Source organism: Sedimenticola selenatireducens, assembly GCF_007625115.1.
GTDB classification, from domain to species: Bacteria; Pseudomonadota; Gammaproteobacteria; order Chromatiales; family Chromatiaceae; genus Sedimenticola; species Sedimenticola selenatireducens_A.
The window spans coordinates 42923-66352 of sequence record NZ_VMNH01000030.1; the positions used below are offsets into that span (position 1 = coordinate 42923).

Sequence of the window (23430 nt, forward strand, 5' to 3'; positions counted from 1 at the left end):
GACTAGTTAAACCTCCTCAAATCCGGATGAGTGCCGGTATCCGGGCACCAGAATACACGGCCTTCCTTTACCCAGAAATGACTTAAACATCCTTTATCACGCCACACAGAAGGGTGCAGTGTCGGGTGTCCGGAAACAGATTTTGTCAGTCTCCACTGGGGGGTATGAACAGCCTGTAGCGATAAGGTGACTACGCTTCCACATCCGCACGGGCACTGAAATAAGCTCCACTTCGGCTTTCCGGAAGGGGCAACGTAGTAAAGCGTTCTTTCCTCGATTTCTTCATTCTTTGGCGGTTTTTGCACTGAAGTTATGCGAGCAAAATGGACGGGCGGTAATGATCTCTTGGGTGCGAACTCGGTTTCCGCTGACCGTAATAGTCCCTTCAACCAGCTAATTATTTTATTAAACATATTCATCACGTTTTCCCAATACAGGCCGTTTCAGCCTGTAAGTCTCTTTCATTAATAAAAATTTGCGATGCCTACAATACGGGCATTCATTATCAGATTTGGTCTGGCGGCTTCTAAATTCCATATTCACAAAATCGACTTGAATCATGTCTTTTCGAAGTACAGGAGGATAACGCCGATACGGTTTAATCAGATCAAACAGCGTTGCCAATGCAAAATCTGCTGTGGCGCTGGTAAAAGGTCCTACACCGGGCGCTTCCTCGCCGCCATCTTCAAGATATCTTTCCTTTAGCTCTTCTTTGGTTATGTTGGGGTTTTCACGTTTGAGAAGTTGGGTTTGTATCCACTTTTCATGAATCACACCCTGGCAAAAAAGACACTCCCCGCTTTCCGGCAGAATGGTACTGATCCGACCAAAATGATAACGAAGTCCAGGTTGACCCGTCTTGTCATCCATAACACGTCCGCCAAGACCGAGGTCGATATATAGCTGGGCATAGGCATAGAGGGCAATATTCATCACGTCCCTGCCAATAAAGTCATCCGTACAGCCCACGACCACATCACAACTGGCCAGGGCATCTAGCGCGTTCGGGTCCGAATCAATCTTTGACTCGCAAACTCCGACCTTCACTGACACACCAATATCATCAATAAAATCTTTTAGTTTGCGGGCTTTTTTATCGCCGACATCGCCTCTTTTCAGACCTCTCACGCGGTTGAGATTGCTCAATGCCAGATCATCGTCATCTATCAGCACCAGCTCGCTAATACCTGCTCGTGCTCCCAACGTGGCAAATGGGCTGCCTGTTCCTCCTGTGCCGACCACGCCGACACGCAAGGATTGCAGCATGTCTACAAAAGGCTGGCCGAATGCAGCGGCTCCCCGCTTGTGGGTTTCAGAGTGGTCTTCGCTGCTTTCCTTGTAGCCATAGATTTTTAGCGGGTCAGTCGTGACAAGAGTGTGCCTGACGGGTACGGTATTCTCAGGCATAGCTGCTGCTCTGACTCGGGCTTTCCATACATTGTTAGCCCAAAGCATTGCTACGAAAGTAATGTCTTTTCCATTCCGGTTGCTAATCGCTCTTAACAGGGTGATTTCGTTTTCGTCATCCTTGATTGAAAACTCATCCGGCCCCTCGGGATGATTATGGATAAAGCCAAAAACAAGCTTTTCTTCCTCACACCTCCGGAATATCTCTCTTAATGGAGCTAGTTTGAAATCAAAATGAGTAGGGGAGCTACTATTGATCCACGCTTCATCAAAAGGTATCACGTCCTGGGCAATATAGCGGTCCGAGTCCGGCAAGCCATCCACACTGATATGAAGCCTGCGGAACAACACTATGGCAGCTCTTTCGTTTCCTTCCGGATGTGCCTCCAGATAATTTACAAGCTCATCATGCTGGGAACCAAGTAACGTCAATCTTGCTGCATTCATTGTGCATCGGGCCTCCGGAATGCCCAGTCAATTCTCCGCAAAATTGTTTCAATACCATCTGTACCAGGTCTCCAGACAGATTTACCCTGATTCCAGTGCCGAGACCAGCGGCAAAACTCCTTTCCCTGATAAATTCTGTTGTCCCCACCACCCACATTGTTGGTGGCGGGGATCAGCTTTCCATCCAGGCGGGATAGCCGGGGATTTGTCCAGAGCATGTCATTACCTGCTTGCGGGTAATTACTGGGAATGACTACCAGTACATCACACACTTCGTGATCGTAAATGCCTTTCGGCAGCTTGTAGTTAAGCAGTACCAGAAAACGCTGGGCTTCATCCTCGGTGTACGAAAAGCCTTGCGCTTCTAACTCCTTGTAATCTTCGTCCAGCAGTAAAGGCATATCTTTATGCGCCAGCTTGTGAGCCAACGGACTGGGTTGAAAAACGGTCCGGACCTGGATGCTCGGTTAGGTCGATGATCGTGTCATTTTCAACCGGCACGTCAGGTTGATCCGGAACCTTCCAGAAGATTTCTACATCGTCCGGTAATGAACCCAACTCTCTCAGTTCTGCGCCGGTGATGATCCCCTCGTTCCAGTCAAAGCGCTGATTGTCGATGAATAACTCGGGACGTTTTGATTTTTCACTACTCATTTCAATTCCCTCACTTTTCTTTACGAACGCCTTTGAACGGCGTCTTGGACGAAGTCTTCACATCCATGAAACGCCCCGTATCCGCGTCGCGTTTCACGTAGTGTCCTGACAGGGTTTTCGTTTGGGAGCGGCCTTTCACTGCTCCGTTGCGATGCCCGTCACCTTTCGGTGGATTTGTTGCCATATCGGTCTCCTTTAACTCGTGTTACACATAAATATTAACTACAGTTAATATGATAGGGCTACCTAGGCATGGATGTCAACTGGTGTTAAAATAAAAATTAACAGGAGTTAACGCAATGAGTGATAAAGAACAGCAGGCTGCAATTATTAGCAGTAATATCAAGAGGTTAAGGTCTTCTGTCAATTGGACGCAGGCTAAGCTTGCTGAGGAAGCTGGTATCACTGGTGCCGCCTTAAGTAAAATTGAACAAGGCGAAAAGCGGATACCTACCATTGTTGTCCTGAGAAAAATCGCGTCAGCACTGAAAGTCTCCGTGCATGAGATCACAGGGGAAAGGGTGGATACTGTCTCACCGGAAGACGAAGAAACCAGGGCTTTCCACCGGAAATGGGGTATGCTTGAGGAGTTGAGCGAAGACGATCAGGAAATGCTTATCGGTATGGCAGGACGACTAAGGAAAATGACGAAGGAATGATACAAATTCAGAAAGGAATCGCAGAAGCCGAAAGTTTATTAGAGGACCTCGGTTACGATACGCTGCCAGTACGACCGTTTGATGTCGCCCGGTCTATTCACTCCGATGATTTCAAGCTTAGCATGGAGCTTCAGTCTTTCGACTCCGATAAGATTCTCGGGCGCGCCGAAGGGAACATCAAAGGTGCTTTGGTTTACATCAATTCCAATATTCCCGATCCGGGCAGGCTAAACTTTACTGCTGCCCACGAACTCGGACACGTATGTATGCACATCATGCCCATGGTGAAGTCTTCTTTCGAGTGCGGGACAAAAGAACTATCGAATCAGTTCAATGACCCCATCGAACAAGAAGCGAACGGTTTTGCCTCGGGACTATTAATACCTCAACCATTAACCTCTAAGCTGACCGATGGAGATATCAATTGGTCAAATATTGATATTGTCTCCAGAGCTTGTGAGGCATCTCTGGAAGCCACCTACAGAAAAATGGCCTATTCCAATAAATCACCTTCGGCTCTCATCATTCATCAGAACGGGCATTTTGTAAGATTTGTTCCTATGAATAACTTTGCCTATTTTATAGAGCAAAGCCCACTTACAAGGGAACAACAAGCAAGCCTTACCGATGTGAGATCTGAAAACTACCCCACTTATTTTGACGAAGTAGACGCTATAGACTGGGTGAACCCTTCTTCAAAATATGGACGTCTATCTACAATTTATTGCAGCTCGATCCTCCTTAATGATGGTTTCAGCTACACACTTCTGGCCTATGATGACGACTGCCTGGTAGGTGTTGAGGAAGAATATTAGACTAAACCAATTCCGGCCACTAATACCAATTGTCAGATAAACATGATCTATTCCAGTTTACGTACAACACGTTGCGCATTATCCAGGATTAAACCTCCCCTTCCGATACTTAACTCAGCACTGATTTCATCTGCCTCCAAAAGGGGTATCTCCGTTAGATAGATCCGTTGCGCTTCTTCAGCATTTGTTGGAAAAAATGCCCCGCCAGGTTCGCTATGGATGTAGTGATCGCCAATGAGAGCTCCACAAGCCCTACATGAATTACCATAGTATTCATGTCCTGCAGTGCGGGAGTCTTGTAATTTATATCCGGGAACAAGTGCCTGAATGAAGGATAAGATGGTGGCGGGGATATGATCTATGGATACGAAAATTAGCGGCTCTTCCTCGTCGTCAGGATACTCTGGGTCCTTGAATTCTTCCGGATAATCTACGGCTGGAGCCAATATACCCACAACCGATGTCTTGGCGTCACATCGCCAACAGTTGATCTTTCTCCCCATCAGATAAAGTGGAGGATATACTTTCAAGAGGCTCTCCTTTCCTTATGTCGATACAGCCTAAATTGTGCTGGTTATCACGGAAGCTGTCCACAAAGTCCACAACCCCTGCCCGAGACTGCCGGAGTGGCCCCAACAAGGGCCAACGGAGGCAAAGCGAGGGAGACCGCGCAGCGGTCTGGTTGTGGGCTCTTGTGGTCAGGTGAACCAGAACAGTGCTCCGACCAATCCCAAGCTTGAAATACCGGCTACTGTCCAGGCGATTGTTGCTGACTGTTTCAGGACCTCACGCTCCTTTAACCCAAGACTGATTCCCTCGATCTGCTGGGAGTTGGCATGGCCTATCACCTGAGTGGCCTGGTCCGCCTCTCTCCGGATCTCCCTGGTGGCATGCACCAGGGCGTCCCCCACCACGGTTTTGGCAATTACCCGGCTCTGATCCACGTAGGTTTTGTTTACTTTTTCCAGGTGGTTTTCCAACGCCTTATAGGCGGCTTCCAGTCGCAGGGTGTGTTGTTCCAGGACTAAATCATTCAAGGCAATGACCGCGATAATGGGATCATCCTCTTTTAGGATGATCCCCCATCGCTTGGCCACCTCGGTAATCAGCGTGTTTCTATCCAGACTCATGCGAATACAGGAGCAATGCTACTGAACAGCTTTTCCTTGGTGATTTTCAGGCGTTGGCGGCTCATGATGCCGAAGGCATCCGAGCCAATCGCCTGGTCAAACGTCATCTTCTGCTGCAGCATGGTTTTGACATCTTCACCAAAGGTATCCGCGGATTGATCGGGTATATTGATCACCGCATGGAGCCGCTTTGCGTGGTTCTTGTATACCGGCATCTCTTCAAAGGGTTTTCCGCCCTTTTCGATCCGGCCAAAATAGGGATTTTTCCAAACCACGATCTTGACCGCTGCGGGCATCTGACGAGCCAAATGATCTAGCCCCGATAGCGTATCGTCTTGCCCTAGGCCGCCGGTAATGACTGGATGAATCCAAACCGTGCGGCCTGCATCGAGCATCATTTCAATCGCCTTGTTCTCGATCATGTAGTGAGAAAGCGGGAGAAAAGAGGCTGCCCCGTTATCCACCACAAAAGTGGATTGATCGTCTGTCAGCATCATTTCCAAGAGCTGATCGAACTTTCGGGTGGTGATTTGGGAATTCGAGCCTTCTTGCAGTTCAAGTCGCACCACCTCAAACGCCTTGTACTGAGAAAAAGTGGCGTTCACCGGATCGGTATCGATCAGCTTCAGTGATTGGCCTTCTTGAAGGCCGGCGGCAAAAAACTGCGCCAAGATCGAGGCGGTAAAGGTTTTGCCAACGCCACCTTTACCCTGCATGGTGAAATGGGTATCAGACATAATGAATCTCCGAATATTCTGTCTTCCCTGTGGGGATTCGCGCCAAGCGCGAACCCGAATAAGCAACCGCATGCGGTTGCACCTTGTAATGAGATCCATCCGCCGGCAAGCCGGCTCCCCTCCTTGGTTGTTTCCAAATCGCCCAGCAGATCCTTGGGACGATAAAAACCGGCGACTTTCCGCGCCAGGTGTTCCTACGTAAAATGGGTGAAGTGAATGTAACTAATATTCGCCATCATTTTTACCACCGGATGGTGAATAGTCAACTTGGAGAGCTCACGCCCAATGTCGCCACCTCCATGACCGGCTGGTCCCGGTTTCGCTATTTCCCGTAAAGCTCCTCTTCGTTGGGAATGGGGCTGTAACTGAATCCTTCACCCTGATCGGCGCCCACGGTGATCGGGCCGTCTTGCTCTGGTTTTTTGGCCCGCTGCTTGGAAATAGCGGCCACCTGGCCAGCTTTGGGACTCTGTTCGGGTTCAACCTGCTTACCCTTATTTTGTAGCTTTTTCGTGAACCGGGTGAAGTGCGTATAGGTGACATTCAAACCCTGTTTTTGTAGCAACTCGTAAACATCCTTTTTGGTATAGCCCGCTTCCAAGGCGGCCGCTATTTCCGGCCAGCGACTGATGATGAGCGACTTATTGCTGGACTTTGTCCGGCGCAACTCCTCAAGCAAATCCGTCTTTTTCACCTTAGGTGCCCTATTCATACCTTCCCAAACGACAGGGTAATTATAGATAAATACATAATCATTACTAGATTTAAAATAGGTATAAAACAGGTAGTAACAAGTTAACACAGGGGTTTCACCCACGATTTACCTGTAATTACCACAGCAGACTAGAAACTGCACAAGGGTAGTAATATACTGCGAATTAGAAGTAGGGCAGGATAGGTGTTTGATATACCGCCGCCGAAGGCGACCGCATACAAACCCGCCCCTTATTCGCACTGCCGTGCTCAACGAGGCCTCCTGCCCTGCGGGGTGATGGCTACCGCCAAAGGAATGGAATAGACAAAATCGATGGGATCAGAAACACGCAAACGAACCGCCCACATCCTGGTCAGGTGCACCCCTGAAGAGAAGGCCGCCGCGGAGGAAAAGGTAAAGGCTTTCAGCTATGCCTCCCCCGCCGCCCTGGTGCGGGATCTCCTCATGGACATCGAACCCAAGAGCACCTTGGACCAGCAAGCCATCTTGGAACTGGTGAGAGTAAACGCCGATCAGGGGCGACTCGGTGGCTTGCTCAAACATTGGTTACAGGGCAAAGGCGCAGAAAAAGACCTGGTGCCTGACATCCGCGCCTTGCTCAAAGAGATCGAGCAGACACAGCAGTCATTAAAAGCGAGGATCATGTCGCTGTGATCGCTAAACGATCCCGGTCCAGGAAGGACGGCAAATCGAGTTTTGCGGCACTGGTCCGTTATATACAAGATTCCCATTCCTCTGAAGAAAGGCTATTATATTCGACACCCACCAACTGTTTAAGCGATGACATGGATTTGGTTATCAAGGAAATCGAGGCGACTCAGGCCCTCAATACGCGCTCACAAGTCGATAAGACCTATCACCTGATCGCCTCGTTCCATGAGGGCGAGCGGCCCAGCCGGGAAGCCCTAGACGACATCGAGCAGCGGTTGTGTGAAGCCATCAAACTGGGCGATCACCAACGTGTCTCCGCCGTGCATGACAACACCGATCATCTGCACATCCACATCGCGATCAACAAGGTACATCCCGAAACCCTGTGCACGGTTACGCCGTTCAATGATTTTCATGAACTGCAAAAAGCCTGTCGGCTACTCGAGGCGCGGCATGGGCTGGTGGTCGATGCCGGCGAAGAGAAGGGCCAACTCCTCACGGCCCCGGTCCAGGATCTGGAAGCGCACCAGGGCATCGAATCGTTTCAGCGCTGGGCACAGGGAGAGCCACAGGCGAGGTTGAGCGCGTTACTGGACCGGCCCGACCCCACTTGGTTCGATGTCCACCAGACGCTGAATGAGTACGGCCTGATGATTGCCCCGCGTGGCAACGGCTTCGTGGTACGGGATCAAGGCAATGCAGAGTTTTCGATTAAGGCCTCTCAGCTGGGGAGACGCTTTTCAAAAGGTGGGCTGGAGCGACAGCTGGGCGATTACACACCTGCCGGTGCCAGTCTTCCTGATCCCTCCCAGCAGTATGAACCCGCACCCCAGACCATCCAGGACCAGGCCCGTGCCGAGCTGTGGAACCAATACAAGACGACCAGCGAGCGGCAACTGTCGGAAAAGACGCAAGCGCTGCAGACGATCAAGGCGGAGGCCAGTAAGGCGTACCGGGAATTGACCGCGACGTTTCGCGCCAGACGCCAAGTGATCTTTACGCGTAAGGATGTCAGCGGACGGAAAAAGCGGGCCGCTAATTCCCTGTTGAGAATGGAGCGGGTACAGGCACAGCAGGCGCTGAAACGTCACTATAACGGCCTCCGACAGGCGGCGATGCAAGGTCATCGTAAAGAGACCTGGATACAGTTTCTGCAGCGAGAGGCGAATAGCGGCAACACCGTGGCCGTCGATGCGCTGAGACGGGCGAAGAAACGCACTGATCATAAGGAGGCGTCGTATCTCTCCGGTACTGCCGAGGCGGCACCGGACGCCCTGCTCTATCAAATGAAGTACCAGGTGCATCGGAATGGGGACGTCACCTATTATATGGACGGCAAGGCGGTCACGGATGAAGGCAAGCGTATCCGTGTGGGCGAGGCCTTCGACGAGCGAAGTATTCAGATTGCCTTGCGAATGGCGCAAAATCAGTTTGGCAATCGTTTGAAGATCAACGGTTCGGAGATCTTTCAGCGCCAGGCTGCAGAAGTGGCCGGACGCTTGGGCATGAATATCACCTTTACCGACTCCGCGCTTGAGCAAGTCAAGGGCGCCCACCAACGCTACGCCTATCGCAAAGACCCCGTGCAACAGTACGTTGATCAGCGGAATGCAACCACCGATAAGGTAGCCGACCTGTTGCACCATCGGCGCTATCAAGAGAGCGATGCCGGGACGCTGGTGTATCGCGGGCAGAGAACGATAAAGGGTGGGCCAAAGGTCGCCCTGTTAGAAAAGGAAGGGACGATGTTGGTTCGTCCCATCAACCAGGAACAGGCTTCTAAACTCAAACAGTGCCGGGTAGGTAGTGTGGTCGAAGCAGATGGAACTTGCATCCAAATTAAAGACAGAGGACGTGAATAATGAGCACCCCTATACCTGCACAGATCGGCGCCGGTACCGGCCCGGTACAGCACGGCATTGGCCTGAAAGGCGTTTTAGCCTTACTGGTGGTTTGTACCTTAATATCGCTCATGGCCGGTACTCAGTACCTGGCTTGGCAATACAACCATTCGCCCGCTCTAGGCGAACCGCTGATCGGAGGCATGTACGGCCCCTGGAAAGTCGTTCAATGGTCGCTCGCCTGGTCTGACAATGATCCCCAGCTCTATCAAAAGGCGACGATGCTGGTTGCCGCTGCCGGGGTGATCGCCTTTTCCCTGTTTGGACTGGTTTACTTTATGCTTCGACGCAAGGGCCAACCCCACCGGGCGCTGCATGGCACAGCCCGGTGGGCGACCCAGGCAGAGATCCAGGAGTCAGGCCTGTTACCCAAAAAAGGGGAAACAGCCCAGGGTGTATTTGTGGGCGGCTGGGTGGAAAAGCGCCAGCTCCATTATCTCCGGCACAATGGTCCGGAGCATATCGCCGCCTTTGCCCCAACCCGTTCGGGTAAGGGTGTGAGCCTGGTAACGCCTACCCTTCTTTCCTGGCCCCACTCTCTGGTTGCGTATGATCTGAAGGGCGAGGCGTGGGCGTTGACGGCTGGCTGGCGTCAGCAGTATGCCCATAACAAGGTGTTGCGGTTTGAACCGAGCGATTCAACCGGTTTGGGCGCCCGGTTCAACCCCCTGCAGGAGATCCGGATCGGAAAGCCCGAAGAGGTGGGCGACGCGCAGAATCTGGCAACCATTATTGCGGATCCGGAGGGGAAAGGCCTCAATGACCATTGGATGAAAACCGGCCACGCCTTTTTGGTCGGGATCATCCTGCACTGTCTCTACGTGGCGCGGGATGATGGTCGGTCCGCTTCGCTTACCGATCTCTCCCTGTTCCTGTCCGATCCCACCCGGACAATGGATGACGCCCTGCAGGCAATGTTGCACTACCGACACTTACATACCGGCACACATCCCACCATTGCCCAGTCCGCACGGGACATGCTAAATCGGGAAGAGCGTGAGCGCTCTTCCGTACATTCGACTACGGTCTCTTTTCTGACGCTCTATCGTGATCCGGTGATTACCCAGAACACAACGGAGTCCGACTTCTCTATTTCGGACCTGATGAATCACAGTGATCCGGTGTCACTTTACCTGGTGGTTAAGCCATCCGATAAAGACCGCTTGAGGCCTTTGATCCGCATCATCCTGACTCAGATCATCCGCCGGCTAACCGAAAAGATGGAGTTTGAAGACGGCGGCACCAAACAGCACTACAAACACCGCCTTTTGCTCATGCTGGATGAGTTTGCGAGTCTTGGCAAACTGGATGTGATGGAGGAATCGCTCTCTTATTTGGCCGGCTACGGCATCAAGGCCTACCTGATTCTGCAAGACCTTGCCCAGCTACATAAGAGTTATTCCAAGGACGAGTCGATCATTTCCGCTTGCCAGGTCCGGGTGGCCTTTGCGCCCAATAAAATCGAAACCGCTGAACTGCTGTCACGCATGACGGGTAAAACCACGGTGATCAAAAAAGCGGTCTCCACCTCCGGCTCGCGTTTTGGCGGGATGCTGAACCGGGTATCGGAAACGATACAAGAGGTGGAGCGCCCCCTGCTCACCGCTGACGAGTGCATGCGCTTGCCGGCGGCCATCAAGAACAGCGATGGGACCAAGATCGTTGAACCCGGCGACATGTTGATTATGCCGTCCGGATTCAACGCTATCTATGGCAAGCAGCCGCTGTACTTTGCTGATCCCGTTCTCTCCGATCGCTCCAAGATTCCCGCGCCTGCCGTATCTGATCGTCTCTACATGGAGCCGCAAAAGCGTTCGACCGATTCAGACATGAATCGGGCACAGTCGCAGATCTACGCGCTTTTTCAGCCAAGCTAATGGCTAAACGTCGATTGATTAAGGCGCTGGCGGCGTTGCTGGCTGTCCTGGCTGTGATCGGTATAGCCCGCGCCGGCGGACTGTATCTGAATCACACCGCAAGCTACCCCCGCGGGTTATGGCAGAAGTCTGGCGACTATGACCCGACCCATGCCGGCGAGCATCCCTATGTGTTGGCCTGTGCGCCGGGCAAGTCAGTACGCCGTGAATTTATTGAGCGGGGGTATCTACCCTGGGGTTTCGACTGCGACGGGGTTGAGGCCCTGTTAAAGCGCATTTGGGCGGTGGCCGGGGATCGCTGGACCGTGACTGACGCAGGTATCGAGGTCAACGGCCAGCTGGTACCCAATACGCAGCCATTGACCGAAGATAGCGCCGGACGTTCGATGCCGGTACAGACGGGCGGCATCGTCCCGGTTGGCCATGTTCTCTTGCTCTCCGACTATCACCCCCGCTCATTCGATGGACGGTATTTTGGCACCACTCCTATCAAGGATCTGATTAGTGAGGTAACCCCCCTATGGACGGAATCGCCTTAGTTGGCCGTCAAGAGCTGTTAACCCACCGACTCGTCTACGCGGGAACGCTCCTAACGCTCACCGGCTTGACCGCCTATCTGGCGTGGCATGGCGAGGTGATCTTGTTGGGTGCCGCGCTCTTTTTGCCGTCCTTCTGGGGCATCGCGCACAGCCGTTTGCTCGCCTGGTTGATCGCCCTGACCTATTACCTGGTGGCGGCGCGAGACATCCCCGCCGGCGCGGCAGTGTTTTTTGGGCAGGGCACCCAAAATGGTTGGCTGCTGTTGATCGGGGCCTCGCTGCTGCTGTCCTTGCCCTACGCCTTGCTGTGGCGGCGTAATCCGGCGATCTGGCGTTTTGCGGTGATTTTGGTGCTGGTATCGGTGCCACCTATCGGCATAGTGGGCTGGACCAATCCCTTAACCGCTGCCGGGGTGTTACTGCCAGGCTGGGGGTGGTTTGGCCTGGGTGCTACGTTTGTGGCGGTGTGCCTAGCCTCTCGCTTCCCGCTCTTAGCCATCCTCTGGTTTATGGTCTCAATGGTGACACCGCTAAGTGTGAAGGCCCCTCCTCCGCACTGGGCGGCCGTCAATACTTCCTACCTGATGGCCTCTGGATCGACGTCCGGACTGACGGCGGCACAACGTCAACAATCACTTGTTGATCAGTTGATGCGCCGAAATGAGCGAGTCCTGATCTTACCTGAAACCATCGTCGGTCAGTGGAGTGACGCGTCTCTTTTTCTTTGGGATGAATTGGCGCGACGCGCCGAGGGTCGCGGTCAGACCATCCTGTTTGGTGCTGAGCTGCCCACGCAGAAGGGCTATAAAAACGCCGCTGTCCGATTGACCAGTGCCGGTGGCGATCCGGTGTATCAGCAACTGATGCCGGTGCCGGTGTCGATGTGGCGACCCTGGAGTGATCAGAGCGCCCTCCCCGCCTGGTTTGCTCCGCAGTCGGTTGAGATTGATGGTAGGCGGTCGGCGTTTTTGATCTGTTATGAACAGCTGCTGTTCTGGCCTCCCCTGGTGGCCATGTCCACCGATCCGGATGTCCTGATCGGTATGAGTAATGACTGGTGGGCCAGGGGCGGCGATATCCCGGCGATACAGGTGTCTGCGCTGAAGGCCTGGGCCTCGCTTTTTGATAAATCATTGATTTATGCGGTGAATCGATAATGGACTTACCTCTCCTCATAGAAGAGTGCAATTTAGGTGCGCCGGCGGAAGTAGTCGAGGCCATTGTCCAGGTGGAATCCCGGCGTTTGCCCTATGCTCTGGGCGTTAATACACGGAGGGGACAGGCTGCCCCTCGATGGGTACGGCCCAAGAGTCTGACCGAGGCGGTCATGGTGGCAGTTGACCTGGTGTCTCGGGGCTATAGCGTCGATGTGGGGTTGATGCAGGTGAATAGCGACAACTTGGCTCGGATGGGTGCTTCCATTGCAGAGGCCTTTGAGCCTTGTCGGAATATCCAGCTGGGAAGCCAGATATACCTGGATGCAGTGGCACAGGTCAACGGTCAGGGTAACGTATTCCCCTCCCCCTATTCGCAGATGCAAGGCGCGTTGTCGCTGTACAACACTGGAAGCACCTGGAAAGGCTTCTCGAATGGTTATGTTGAGCGAGTGACACACTATATTAGATATGGCGTCGATCCCGCTGCTTCCACCATGGAGGTGGTGTTTACTGTCGGGAGGGATGAGGAAAGTCTGGACGATATGGCCGTTGATTTTAGATGAGTAAGCCGGGCTGGAGCACGGCTGGTTCTTTACTCTGATTCTTTAGGCGCCAGGAGAACGATTCGCCATTCATCTGCAGCGCGGCCAGTTTGATCTGATAGCCGCTGTAATACCTTTGGATTTGTATGGGGATGGTGGAGACACATAATGTTCGTCCAAAAATGTTTCATTTCGGTTGTGTCACGCTGCGTTTAGAACTAGAATCGCCTAGGGCGTATGTATGTCATTGATTTAATTACGCGTAAAATGCTATGAAAGAAGTAGAGTAGTAACTAATTTTAGCGCTAGTCCTGTTGTTGGTGGATCAAGCAAGGAATGGGAGGAAGCATATAATAATTTCTATCGTCCTCGCCTTGAATTGCGGTACGTGCACCCAATAAAAGTACTCCAAGAAAACGGTTCTTTTCAGAGAGAAGGCTTTTCTATTATGGGAATCTCTAAAAACAAACAATAATGGGTGTCACTCAACCCCAAAGACTGAAAATAAGTGGGGCAGACGCGATTAAAGCGATCGATCAAGTCTGACCCTATGTATTTACGAGGGATCATCCATGCACATCACTTTTCCGATGTTCGAAAAGGGCCGCAGCTTCGTCATGGCCGGTGGATTGGTCAAGGCTTACGAAGGTCACAAGTTCGTCTATCTGCACCTTGTGTGTCAAGGTATTGAATGCATCGGCAAGGCACTCCTTCTTTCACGCAACTATGAAAAGTTCGAACAAAAACTGAAAGGTGACTATGGGCACGATCTTGAGTTGCTCATTAACGAAATAAATGAGGGCTCTACCGAGGCCTTGTTCTCCAAGGAGGCGATGAAAGAGTTGAAGATTCTCAACTCCTATTACAAGCAACACATGCTCCGCTATGGTGCTGCTAGTGATTTCAAGGTGGAGGCACAATATATAACGGCTGACTGTCTTCACCGCGAGTTAATAGAATGCTTGGCTGAACTCAATACCAAGTTCGCATCCATAGAGAGCCCCTAATACCTCGCTTCAGCTGACGACAAAGGCAATGGGGTCAGAAGCGGATTGATAATGCTGTATATTCTGCCGGGCGAGACTCCCTCCCGGATAAGCGTCAATTTCGGTTCTGGGGTTTCGGGTCTTGCAACTAGATTGGTAATGATCCGATTGCTGCGTAGGCCTTTAATCACTGAATGGAAAAGTAGTGATGGTGAAATTAGTTTTTTAAATTAGAGTGAAATAACTAAGGAGAGATAGATGGATTTTTTGTTATCTGGATATGGGCATAAGTACGATAAAAGTAAAACTAAAGCCTTTAAGACTCTTCGAGGAAAATTGAATTCATCGTACGAAATTGTAGAAGATGGAATTTCTACAGCTGGTCGGCGACCATATTACGATTGTCTAGAAATAAAAGGTTCTACTTCAAAAACCAGCCGTGCACAGAACAATCAAATTTCGCTTATGTTTTATAAAATGACGATAGAGGATTGTATTAATGTAAGTTCTATGTTTCTAGACTTTGCTCTGAAGTTAGATCATAAAAAGGGTTCATATATTCATCCTGACAGTAATCCTGAACTAAAAATAAAGTTTGTTGATGAACTAATGAGGAAAGGCGTGTTAGGAACAGAGTCAGCAAATACTTATCTACTAAAAACATTGCTAAGTTCTTTGGAAAATAGTATCGATAGGCTTGAAAACTCAAAATCTATATTAAATATTCTCGGTGGAGATGAACAAATAGAAAAATCTAGAGCGAGAGCAAAGAAGATTCACAAGGTGATGGAAATTCTCAAAAATGCAGCTGGAGATATGAGTATGCTTGATGATGAAGGCTTGGTTCTCGAAAATAAAAAAGATAATAGTAATGTTGTTGAGTTTAAATCTGATAGTTAATTCTAAACTGTTCTCCTTTATTGATTTGTAGGGCAATCGCATATGGACTTTGTTGTAGGGCAGACATATGACCGCCCGTGCAGACATACCCTTTGGTGGCAGCAACAAAGCGGCATCGTTACTCCGGCCGTGAGCCGTCCTACGTACCAGCGGCTTCATTCAGCACATCATCCAGCGAACGTGCCACTACATAACGTGCCGGATTGTCGCCTTCGGCCAGCGCCGCGAAGTGCGCCTTACCACACTCGATCTTTGCGCTCTCCTTGTCGCGCAGATCGTCAGTAAACAGGCTGCTCTTGGTTTCCACCACGAAGTACAACCTCTCGGTGCCATCTTCTTCTACCAGTACCGCCCAGTCCGGGTTGTAACTACCTAGCGGGGTCGGCACCTTGAACCAGCCTGGCAGCTTGACGTAGAGTTTGATGGCGTCATTCTTCTCCAGCGCATCGGCAAAGTCGTGCTCGGTGGTAGAGTCGTAGACCACATGCTCGTATATTGATTTCTGCGTATCCAGCAGCAGGTTTTTCAGGTAGCCCGTCAGTTCCTCTTGCTCGAACAATTCCTGGGCATAGATGTGCTGATCGCCGAGCTTCTGGTATTTGATGCCATCCACAAGGGCCAGTCGCTTGCAGCGATTGATGATGCCACTGGCCAGCTCGATAAATTGCTGCGGGTTGCGTTTGAAGTCATCCAGTCGCCCACTGCCCGTCAGAATGCTAGTGATCGTGCGGCGAGTCAGATGTGTCCGATCCTGCAGGTCGGTCAGTACGTCTGGCAGTTCAATATCCGATTCGTCCAGGACCACCGTCGCGGCCCCGGCTTTTTCGGTGGCTTCCACGCCCGCCTTGCCAATGGCTATATCGGCCTTGCGCCATTGCAGACGTGCCTTGGCGATGTACGGGGCCTTTTGCAGCGAAGCGATGCAATCAGTCACCAGTTTGTCGTTGTCGAACTGCACGCGATAGGTCGTCTGGTGTTTGATGCGATCCCACAGCGCCTTGAATTCCTCGCTGAGGTAGATCGCCTTGCCGTCCTGACCTTTGCGTAGAGCAATCTGTTTGCGCTCGTCCGCATTCCTGATTTCGAGCCGGCCGGAGAGCTTGCGTAGTACTTCGGCGATTTGCCCTTTCTGGGCATCAAACTCGGCAGGCAGGGTCAGGGTACCGTCCTTGAGCGCTGTTTTAAGGGAATCCTGTACTTTTCCTTTAGCATCAATGTGGCCGGCGGCTTTCAGGTGATTCCACAGCGCCTGGGACTGCTCCATTCCGAGTGGTGCAGCCTCGCCATCCTCACCCACCACGGTAATGGCGGCAAATTGATGCGGTTCGACCACGCCAAAGCGAATGCCGGTATCGTCCTCGATCTCTTTCTGCAGTGCTTCGGCAAACTGCTGGTAGTTCTCCGTCGCCACCACGGTCAGGGTGTTGACCTCGAAGCCACGCACTCGTTCGCCCTTCTGGTTGACGCACAGTCGCAGACCTCGCCCGATGGTTTGGCGGCGCTCGCGCTCGGTCTGGATATCGCGCAGTGTGCAGATCTGGAATACATTGGGGTTGTCCCAACCTTCCTTCAGCGCGGAGTGGGAGAAGATGAACTTCAGCGGCGTTTCAAAGCCAAGCAGCTTTTCCTTCTCCTTCATGATCAGGTTGTAGGCCCGCTCGGCATTCTCTCGATTACCGGCGTTGTTCTCGGCGGTATCGCTCCAACCACCCTTCTTGTCGATGGAGAAATAACCGTTGTGCACCTCCTCGGCGGCACTGTCCAGATCTATCTCTGTAAACAGGCTCTGGTAGGCCGGTAGCTTGGCGGCACGACGGTATTCCTCTTCAAAGATGCGGGCATAGTCACCTTTCACCGCGTTGCCGTCGGCGTCATAGGTACGGTAACGAGCCACCTCGTCGATAAAAAACAGCGACAACACCTTGATGCCCAGCGGGCGCAGGCGCTTTTCCTTGTCCAGGTGTTCGCGGATAGTGCGGCGAATCATCTCCCGCTGCACGGCCAGGGCGTCCACATCGCCGTGGGCCTGTCCCGGGGCAAGAAAGGCTTCCCCGCCAGGATAGCGCAACTCCATGAACTCCTCGCCCTTGGCGGTGTTGATCTCGCCGACGCGAAAATCGGCATAGATCGCCCGTTTGCTGGTCTGCTCCAGATCGTCGCCATCCTGCACCGTGACTTCCTGGCGCTGTACACCACCTGCCATTTGCATATCCAGCGCAATTTTGGCGCTGATGGTGCCGCGCTTGTTGCTGACCGCCACGAGCCGAACATAGGGCTTGTTATGGGCATTTTCTACCGTGGCCGAGGCCACCTCGATCTGCTTGACCAGCTTGCGCTCGTAGGCATCCACCGCATCCAGGCGAAACACCATGTGATGCTTGTCCACATGGGTCGCGGAATAGCGCAAGGTGCATAGCGGGTTCATGGCGTCCAGCGCGGTCTTGCCAGCGCCCTTCAGGCCGCCGTCCACGCTTTGTGGCTCGTCTACGATCAGCACCGGCCGGGTGGCCTTGATCAGGTCGATAGGCTTCTCGCCACCAGTCTTTTCGCTATCTTTGTAGAGGTTGTTCACATCCTTCTTGTTGATGGCCCCGACCGTAACCACCATGATCTGGATGTTGGAGCTGGTGGCGAAATTACGCACCTGGCCGAGCTTGCTGGAGTCATACAGGAAGTAATCGAAGGGCACGCCGGCATACAGGCCCTTGAAGTGATCTTCGGTAATCTGCAGGGTCTTGTAGACGCCCTCCTTAATCGCCACCGAAGGCACCACAATCACGAACTTGCTGAAGCCATAGCGCTTGTTCAGCTCGAATATCGAGCGCAGGTAGACATAGGTCTTGCCTGTGCCGGTTTCCATCTCCACGGTGAAATCACCGGAAGTCAGACTGCCGGAGGGCGGCAGGCCGCCTCGTAGCTGGATATCCGCCAGATTCTTGTGCAGCTCGTCGTCCAGCAGGGTCAGGCGGTTACCCACGCCCAGATCGGATTCGGCCATGCCCAGAGTCATCTGTTCGGGCTGGGTGCCGGGGAACAGGTCGCTATCCGCAGTAGCCGGGGCTTTCATGGTCACGGTGAACTCAGTACGGCAGATTTCCTGGCCGCGGAACAGGTCGCACACGGCCTCGATGGCCTGCATCTGGTAGTCGAGGTTGGGTTCAAAGTGTAGCTTCATGTGCTTGCCTTGTTGTTTGTGGAGTCGCCATACACCGCTACCACATTAGTGGAGTGCAAAACTAAAAAAAGACTCCACAACGAGTTTTGTGGAGTCCGGGCGTTACTCAAGCGGTTCATAGCACCTCCCGACCTTCGGCAAGGTTGATCAGCCTGGGAAAGCACAGGGTGGCCGCACGGCGGCCGCTACCCGGCTGCAGCTCCAATAGAATGCCGGCCTCCTTCAGCTGTCGCAGCAGTGCCGGGGCGGTCTTCTCGTGGATGCCATAGTCAACAGACAGCTTTTGAGCCAGATCGGAAGTTCGGAAAAAGGCAGTTTGAAATTGGCGAGCTACGGGAGATTCTACAGATCGGAGCAAAGCAATATGAAAAGTTCGCGGATTTCAGAAAGCGCGTGATCGAACCCGCGACAGAAGAAATCAACGAAAGATCCATTTACAAGGTCGAGTGGGAGAAGGTGACTCAAGGGAGAAAGGTCACTGGGGTAGCTTTCGACTTCCAAGAGAAACAACAATTAGCCTTGGGCATCTAGCGGGCACCATGCACAAATAATCCCGGAGCAAAAAAGAGGGGCTAAGCGCCCCTAATAATTTTGGGTATACGGATTTAATGGTTGATGGGGCACCTTCACCCCATCAATCTGATACCACCCTCAGATGGTTGATAGATCGACTCCGTAGTTGAGTTCCTCTGCGAAGTCCGGCAGTCCGTAACCGATGGTTTTCTTGTAGAAAGGAGAGACCTTCGCAGTCGGTGCCTTCTTCTTGTGCTTCGTGGTGTAGAGCATTCGTGCCCGCATCACCTCGAAGGAGTAACCGCGCCCTTCACGGTTCTTGTCCTTGGCCAGTCGGTTGATGGACTCCGTGTAAGCGTTGGTGACGGGCATGTCCGTCTCGAAGTAGGTCATGGTCTCTTCGCGCCAGTTTCCCACTGCCCTGACCAGATCGCTCCAGACTTCCTTTTGGCTCTTCGGGATGGTGGCTATCCACTCGTCCAGGGCGGCTTCTGCCTGGAGCCGTGTGGTGGCGTCCCAGATGCCGTAGAAGCGCTCCTTGTGCTCGTAGGCGGCCAGCAGTTGCGGGAACGCGCCTGTCCAGGTCTCCATGATGAGGCGCTCCCGGTCTGAGACTTCGTGAGCGCGTTTCAGCAGGATTTTCCGGTCTCCCTTGAGAGTCCGGCTCTGGGACGGTTTCAGCTCCTTTCTGAGGCCCTTGCGCACTTTCTCTAGGGCATCGTTGGCCATGCGCACCACATGGAACTTATCGACCACGATACGGGCCTGGGGCAGCACAGCCTTGACCGCTGCCCGGTAGGGGTTCCACATGTCCATGCTGACGATCTCGACCTTCTGCCGGTCTTTCAGCTTCATCAGGTAGTTGGTCACCACGTCCTGGCGGCGGGTGGCCAGCAGGTCGAGCAGGGTTCGCTCCTCAATGTTGGTCAGAATGCAGCGGTAGCGCTTGTTCAGGTATAGCTCGTCAATGCCCAGGATGCGGGGCGTCTCGAAGCGGTGCCAGCGCCCCAGGAACTCGGCGCGGGCGTTGAAGATGTCGCGCACCGTCTTCTCGTCCAGGCCGGTCTGTGCCGCCACAAAGGTGTAGGGGTGGTTGAAGGATTCCTTCTCCACGTACTCATGCAGCCGCAGTGTCATACGGAATCCGTCCACCATCTCCGGTAGCTGGGGCCTGAATGTTGTCTTGCAGGCCCGGCAGGTGTATCGGCGGCGGACCACCCAGAGAGTGACCCGCTTGCCGTGGATGGGCAGATCACGATAGGGAACGTCACGCTTGCCGAACCGTACGAACTCACCCTGCACGCCGCATTCCTCGCAGGCGATGGGATCGGGCACGTCCACCTGGAAGTGCATTTCGTCGTCGGTTGATTTGCAGCCCAGTACTTGGTATTGCGGCAGGTGAAGGATGTTGTCGGGAAGTTCGGTCATGGTGTTGTATAGGCGTAGGTGTCAGTCAGATCCATCCGGCTCGGCATTGGTGTTTGCTTTTTTACCCAACAAGCTGCTGGAAACGAAAAGTAAGGCACCGAGGACAATTGCAATATCAGCCAGGTTGAAGGCCGGCCAATGCCAGTCTCGCCAATAGAAATCAAAGGAATCCACAACATAGCCGCGAAAGACCCGGTCAATCAGGTTGCCCATGGCGCCACCGAGGATAAGACTGTAAGCGATGGCTTCTCCTTTATGACGATTTTCAAGGATCAGGTTGATCAGAAAAATCGAGACCACTACCGCGATTCCGATAAAAAAGTAGCGCTGCCAGCCTCCACCATTCGCAAAAAGACTGAATGCGGCACCGGTGTTCCATAGGTGCACCCAGTTAAAGAACGGGGTCACCGAAACATACTCGCCATAGGCCATTGATTGCTGCACCAGCCACTTTACAGCCTGATCAGACGCTGCCAGCAGGCCCGATATGGACAATAGGGCATACGGCGAGAGCTTTTTGCCAATAATGAGCATTATTTAACCCTTCAACGCCAAAATGCGTCTGGCACCGTTAAGTACAATGCCCCCCGCGATGGTGCCGATAATCAGATCCGGATAATTGGAACCGGTCCACGCGACCAGGGCGCCGGCGGTGATGACCCCCAGGTTGATCACCACGTCGTTGGCCGAGAATATCCAGCTTGCCTTCATGTGCGCCCCGCCTTCCCGATGTTTGGATATGAGCAGCAGACAACTGGTATTGGCAATCAATGCGACGAATGCGATAGCCATCATCACCAGCGATTCAGGCTCACTACCGAATACAAAGCGTCTCACCACCTCTACGAGCACGCCCACAGCCAAGATCAGTTGCAGTACACCAGCAAGATGCGCGGCACGTACCTGCATTTTCACGCTATGTCCAACCGCATAAAGGGCAAGCCCGTACACCGCCGCATCGGCAAAATTGTCCAGGGATTCTCCAATCAGGCCGGTGGACTGGGCGATCAGACCGGCAGTCATTTCCACCACGAACAGAAGTGCATTGATGCCGAGCAACCAGCGCAGGGTCCCGGATTCTTGCTTAGCAGAAGCTGCCGAAAACTCGGCGGCCTTGATGGTCTCCGGATTTGCAGCGACGGTTTCCTGAAGCGAGGCGCCTAGCCCCAAGGTCTTCAGTTTCGAGGTGACGGGCTCGACCTCGCCGTCATGCACGACCTTCAGCCGGCGGTTCGACAAGTCGAAGGACAGCGCCCGAATCTCCTCAAAGCCGTTCAGGGCTAGGCGAATCATTCGTTCTTCTGATGGACAGTCCATCTTCGGCACGGCATAAACACTGACCCATCTCCCTGGCGCCTCGGAGGAGGCCTGTATATCGGTATCCGCTGCGGACGTTGCATCACCGCCACAGGCGCCACCACAGGATTTGCTCATGATACGACTCCACTTGAACAATGTTGTGGTACCATTTAAAACTATAAAACTACTATAAGGTCAATAGAGTAAAGAATCCGTTGGGGAGGAGGCTGATGCGCATTGGTCAGTTGGCGCAGTTGGTAGGGGTCGAAACACAGACGATCCGCTTCTATGAACAGCAGGGCTTGTTGCCGCCGCCTGATCGGCAGGACAACGGTTACCGTGTCTATACCGAGAAGCATGGTGAGGGGCTGGCCTTCATCCGTCGCTGCAGAATCCTGGGCCTGTCACTGGCTGAGATTCACGAACTACAGAGCTATCAGGACGACCCTCATCAGCCTTGTACCGCCGTCAACGCCTTGCTCGATGATCACATCTCTCATGTGCGGTCGCAGATAACCGCTCTGCAAGCGCTTGAGAAACAACTCGTTTCACTGAGAGCGAGTTGCAACGATGACCGGGAAGTTGAGGCGTGTGGGGTTCTTGCTGGAATTAGCGAAGGAAACATGCACCAGCAGTAGGTGAAGCATCAACCAGATAATCCGATGAGATGCCGGTCTGTCTCACTCTCATGCAAAGGTAAGATCAACCATTTAATCCGCTTACCCATAATTTTCACATGTGAAAAAATCACCCTGGCAGCAAAGTCCGCCAGAGACGCCGAACGCCGGCGCTCAGGATGATCCAGACAGCACCGAGCACGATGCCCAGCACAAAAGCAACCGCATACGCGATAGCGAAAGCGGCAGCGACAGAAAGTAAGAAGTACATAGCGATCCCTCCTATGGCCGGGCCTTAGCCCGGCCTGATTGTTTGGTTATTCCTCTGCAGGCTCCGCAGGGACCCGCTCCTTGGGTGGCAGCAGGACGATTTCACCATTTACCGGGGTGGCGAAGAGGCGAAGCTGAAAGCCGCCTTTGCTGTTGGGCCAGGCCGCGCCGATCCGATTGAAGTAACTTTTTTCATCGCTGCCGGTGACGGTGTAGGCGATAAGGCTTGGCTTGTTGGTGCTTGCTTCTGACATGTTACGCTCTCCTGCGCTGTGTGAATTGGCGTCCTGTAAAGCCGGGGAAGTGAACGATGATAAAGGGCCAGGCTAGTGGATGATGCGGCCCGCAGCGAAGCGAGGACACGGTAACGCAGCCTGGGCACAGCATTCCCTTTTCATCGAAAACGACCGGCTAAAGTCCTATTATATTCCCACCGCAGAAAAAAGGAACTGGAAGCGAAAGCCGGAGCAGGGCAAAATAAGCACACAAACGGAAGCAACAAGCCAAAAGGGAATTGATGAGCGACATGCCAACAGGGTTGAACGATAGTCCGCAAAACATCGTCCAGCGCCTAACAAGAGCGGCCCGTGAAAGAATGAAGAACCAGAGCAATAGCGGGATCAGTAAAAGTGCACGGGCGATCTTAGCAAAGAACCTACTCCGACTCAGAAAAGCGCACGGATACGGCCAGCAAGAGCTTGCAGACCTATCTGGGCTATCCAAATCATTCATAGGCGGACTGGAAAACGCACGGATGAATGTCAGCCTGGATAACCTGGAAAGCCTCGGTCGGGTTCTCGGCGTAGAAGTATTTGTACTGCTTATCCCACCAGACGACCCAGATCCCACAAAGTAGACCAAGCCACGCTGAACGCGATTCCCTCGCAACAAGCTAGTGTACCCCGTCAAACGCTTTGTAACTTATCAAGCGTTTGACGTCCACGTTTAACTTTCTCAAGAATATCGTTTGCCGACTTCGTCCAAATGAAGGGAGCAGGAGATTCATTGTGC

27 protein-coding genes are annotated in these 23430 nt (G+C 52.8%); 13 read left to right on the forward strand and 14 right to left on the reverse strand.

Translation table 11 applies throughout. The features are described 5' to 3' along the window. Nucleotides 1-2: 2 nt before the first annotated feature. Genes FHP88_RS19580 through FHP88_RS19260 form a run of 5 tightly spaced genes read right to left on the reverse strand, consistent with a single transcriptional unit; the run spans nt 3 to nt 2692 of the window. A complete protein-coding gene (locus FHP88_RS19580) occupies nt 3-419 on the reverse strand; it encodes a DUF6527 family protein (RefSeq protein ID WP_222106677.1) in 417 nt (138 codons plus the stop codon). Next, nucleotides 406-1854, reverse strand: coding sequence for a HesA/MoeB/ThiF family protein (locus FHP88_RS17775; RefSeq protein WP_144360445.1), 1449 nt, complete (start codon nt 1852-1854; stop codon nt 406-408). Before FHP88_RS17775 ends, FHP88_RS19580 begins: the two co-directional genes overlap by 14 nt. Beyond that, nucleotides 1851-2255 (reverse strand): E2/UBC family protein, encoded by a 405-nt coding sequence (locus tag FHP88_RS17780; RefSeq protein WP_144360446.1) that lies wholly within the window; start codon nt 2253-2255, stop codon nt 1851-1853. The genes FHP88_RS17775 and FHP88_RS17780 overlap by 4 nt, the downstream gene beginning before the upstream one ends. A gap of 4 nt (nt 2256-2259) precedes the next feature. Then, nucleotides 2260-2508 (reverse strand): multiubiquitin domain-containing protein, encoded by a 249-nt coding sequence (locus FHP88_RS17785; RefSeq protein ID WP_144360447.1) that lies wholly within the window; start codon nt 2506-2508, stop codon nt 2260-2262. 10 nt (nt 2509-2518) lie between these two features. Further along, nucleotides 2519-2692, reverse strand: a complete 174-nt coding sequence (locus FHP88_RS19260) for a hypothetical protein (protein ID WP_186297785.1) — start codon at nt 2690-2692, stop codon at nt 2519-2521. Between the two features lie 115 nt (nt 2693-2807). Here FHP88_RS19260 and FHP88_RS17790 point away from each other — a divergent pair, with 115 nt between their 5' ends. After that, entirely contained in the window at nt 2808-3167 is a 360-nt protein-coding gene (locus FHP88_RS17790; protein ID WP_144360448.1) for a helix-turn-helix domain-containing protein, read from the forward strand. Continuing rightward, nucleotides 3164-3982 (forward strand): ImmA/IrrE family metallo-endopeptidase, encoded by an 819-nt coding sequence (locus FHP88_RS17795; RefSeq protein WP_260843358.1) that lies wholly within the window; start codon nt 3164-3166, stop codon nt 3980-3982. The genes FHP88_RS17790 and FHP88_RS17795 overlap by 4 nt, the downstream gene beginning before the upstream one ends. A gap of 47 nt (nt 3983-4029) precedes the next feature. On the opposite strand, the gene FHP88_RS17800 is transcribed toward FHP88_RS17795, so the two are convergent. The 4 genes from FHP88_RS17800 to FHP88_RS17815 all read right to left on the reverse strand — a co-directional run bounded on the left by FHP88_RS17800 (nt 4030) and on the right by FHP88_RS17815 (nt 6543). Beyond that, on the reverse strand, nt 4030-4512 hold the full coding sequence (locus FHP88_RS17800; protein WP_144360449.1) for a hypothetical protein: 483 nt from the start codon (nt 4510-4512) through the stop codon (nt 4030-4032). A 168-nt stretch (nt 4513-4680) separates the two neighbouring features. After that, nucleotides 4681-5112 carry a hypothetical protein gene (locus tag FHP88_RS17805; protein ID WP_144360450.1) on the reverse strand — a complete coding sequence of 144 codons (432 nt, stop codon included), beginning with the start codon at nt 5110-5112 and terminating at the stop codon, nt 4681-4683. Continuing rightward, nucleotides 5109-5849: a conjugal transfer protein TraL gene (locus tag FHP88_RS17810; RefSeq protein WP_144360451.1), complete on the reverse strand. Its 741-nt coding sequence runs from the start codon at nt 5847-5849 to the stop codon at nt 5109-5111. The genes FHP88_RS17805 and FHP88_RS17810 overlap by 4 nt, the downstream gene beginning before the upstream one ends. 322 nt (nt 5850-6171) lie before the next feature. Further along, nucleotides 6172-6543: a TraK family protein gene (locus FHP88_RS17815; protein ID WP_186297786.1), complete on the reverse strand. Its 372-nt coding sequence runs from the start codon at nt 6541-6543 to the stop codon at nt 6172-6174. A 333-nt stretch (nt 6544-6876) separates the two neighbouring features. Between FHP88_RS17815 and FHP88_RS17820 the strand changes: the two genes are divergently transcribed. From FHP88_RS17820 to FHP88_RS17855, 8 genes are all read left to right on the forward strand, one after another. After that, the gene (locus FHP88_RS17820; protein ID WP_144360453.1) at nt 6877-7218 is read left to right on the forward strand and encodes a plasmid mobilization protein; all 342 of its coding nucleotides are present in this window, start codon (nt 6877-6879) and stop codon (nt 7216-7218) included. Further along, a complete protein-coding gene (gene traI, locus FHP88_RS17825) occupies nt 7215-9077 on the forward strand; it encodes a TraI/MobA(P) family conjugative relaxase (protein WP_186297787.1) in 1863 nt (620 codons plus the stop codon). The genes FHP88_RS17820 and traI overlap by 4 nt, the downstream gene beginning before the upstream one ends. Beyond that, a complete protein-coding gene (locus tag FHP88_RS17830; protein WP_144360455.1) occupies nt 9077-10993 on the forward strand; it encodes a type IV secretory system conjugative DNA transfer family protein in 1917 nt (638 codons plus the stop codon). The genes traI and FHP88_RS17830 overlap by 1 nt, the downstream gene beginning before the upstream one ends. Continuing rightward, nucleotides 10993-11532, forward strand: coding sequence for a conjugative transfer signal peptidase TraF (gene traF, locus FHP88_RS17835; protein ID WP_144360456.1), 540 nt, complete (start codon nt 10993-10995; stop codon nt 11530-11532). The genes FHP88_RS17830 and traF overlap by 1 nt, the downstream gene beginning before the upstream one ends. 95 nt (nt 11533-11627) lie before the next feature. Beyond that, the gene (locus tag FHP88_RS17840) at nt 11628-12689 is read left to right on the forward strand and encodes a nitrilase-related carbon-nitrogen hydrolase (protein ID WP_186297788.1); all 1062 of its coding nucleotides are present in this window, start codon (nt 11628-11630) and stop codon (nt 12687-12689) included. Next, nucleotides 12689-13252 (forward strand): lytic transglycosylase domain-containing protein, encoded by a 564-nt coding sequence (locus FHP88_RS17845; RefSeq protein ID WP_144360458.1) that lies wholly within the window; start codon nt 12689-12691, stop codon nt 13250-13252. The genes FHP88_RS17840 and FHP88_RS17845 overlap by 1 nt, the downstream gene beginning before the upstream one ends. Nucleotides 13253-13803: 551 nt before the next feature. Then, nucleotides 13804-14238, forward strand: coding sequence for a hypothetical protein (locus tag FHP88_RS17850; protein WP_144360459.1), 435 nt, complete (start codon nt 13804-13806; stop codon nt 14236-14238). Between the two features lie 237 nt (nt 14239-14475). Next, nucleotides 14476-15117: a hypothetical protein gene (locus tag FHP88_RS17855; RefSeq protein WP_144360460.1), complete on the forward strand. Its 642-nt coding sequence runs from the start codon at nt 14476-14478 to the stop codon at nt 15115-15117. A gap of 139 nt (nt 15118-15256) precedes the next feature. On the opposite strand, the gene FHP88_RS17860 is transcribed toward FHP88_RS17855, so the two are convergent. Next, on the reverse strand, nt 15257-18292 hold the full coding sequence (locus FHP88_RS17860) for a type III restriction-modification system endonuclease (protein WP_144360461.1): 3036 nt from the start codon (nt 18290-18292) through the stop codon (nt 15257-15259). 237 nt (nt 18293-18529) lie between these two features. On the opposite strand from FHP88_RS17860, the gene FHP88_RS19585 reads away from it, so the two are divergent. Further along, nucleotides 18530-18823 carry a replication initiation protein gene (locus tag FHP88_RS19585; RefSeq protein ID WP_186297789.1) on the forward strand — a complete coding sequence of 98 codons (294 nt, stop codon included), beginning with the start codon at nt 18530-18532 and terminating at the stop codon, nt 18821-18823. A gap of 120 nt (nt 18824-18943) precedes the next feature. On the opposite strand, the gene FHP88_RS17875 is transcribed toward FHP88_RS19585, so the two are convergent. Genes FHP88_RS17875 through FHP88_RS17885 form a run of 3 tightly spaced genes read right to left on the reverse strand, consistent with a single transcriptional unit; the run spans nt 18944 to nt 21667 of the window. After that, entirely contained in the window at nt 18944-20233 is a 1290-nt protein-coding gene (locus FHP88_RS17875; RefSeq protein WP_132705916.1) for an ISL3-like element ISPpu12 family transposase, read from the reverse strand. 21 nt (nt 20234-20254) lie between these two features. Continuing rightward, on the reverse strand, nt 20255-20767 hold the full coding sequence (gene lspA, locus FHP88_RS17880) for a signal peptidase II (protein ID WP_089140475.1): 513 nt from the start codon (nt 20765-20767) through the stop codon (nt 20255-20257). Between the two features lie 3 nt (nt 20768-20770). Beyond that, nucleotides 20771-21667 (reverse strand): cation transporter, encoded by an 897-nt coding sequence (locus FHP88_RS17885; RefSeq protein WP_004574643.1) that lies wholly within the window; start codon nt 21665-21667, stop codon nt 20771-20773. Between the two features lie 95 nt (nt 21668-21762). Here FHP88_RS17885 and cadR point away from each other — a divergent pair, with 95 nt between their 5' ends. Continuing rightward, nucleotides 21763-22170 carry a Cd(II)/Pb(II)-responsive transcriptional regulator gene (cadR, locus tag FHP88_RS17890; RefSeq protein WP_004364961.1) on the forward strand — a complete coding sequence of 136 codons (408 nt, stop codon included), beginning with the start codon at nt 21763-21765 and terminating at the stop codon, nt 22168-22170. Nucleotides 22171-22466: 296 nt separating this feature from the next. Here cadR and FHP88_RS17895 read toward each other — a convergent pair whose 3' ends face one another. Beyond that, nucleotides 22467-22673: a hypothetical protein gene (locus tag FHP88_RS17895; protein ID WP_144360462.1), complete on the reverse strand. Its 207-nt coding sequence runs from the start codon at nt 22671-22673 to the stop codon at nt 22467-22469. A 263-nt stretch (nt 22674-22936) separates the two neighbouring features. Here FHP88_RS17895 and FHP88_RS17900 point away from each other — a divergent pair, with 263 nt between their 5' ends. Beyond that, nucleotides 22937-23275 (forward strand): helix-turn-helix domain-containing protein, encoded by a 339-nt coding sequence (locus FHP88_RS17900; protein ID WP_260843359.1) that lies wholly within the window; start codon nt 22937-22939, stop codon nt 23273-23275. The last annotated feature ends 155 nt before the right edge of the window (nt 23276-23430 follow it).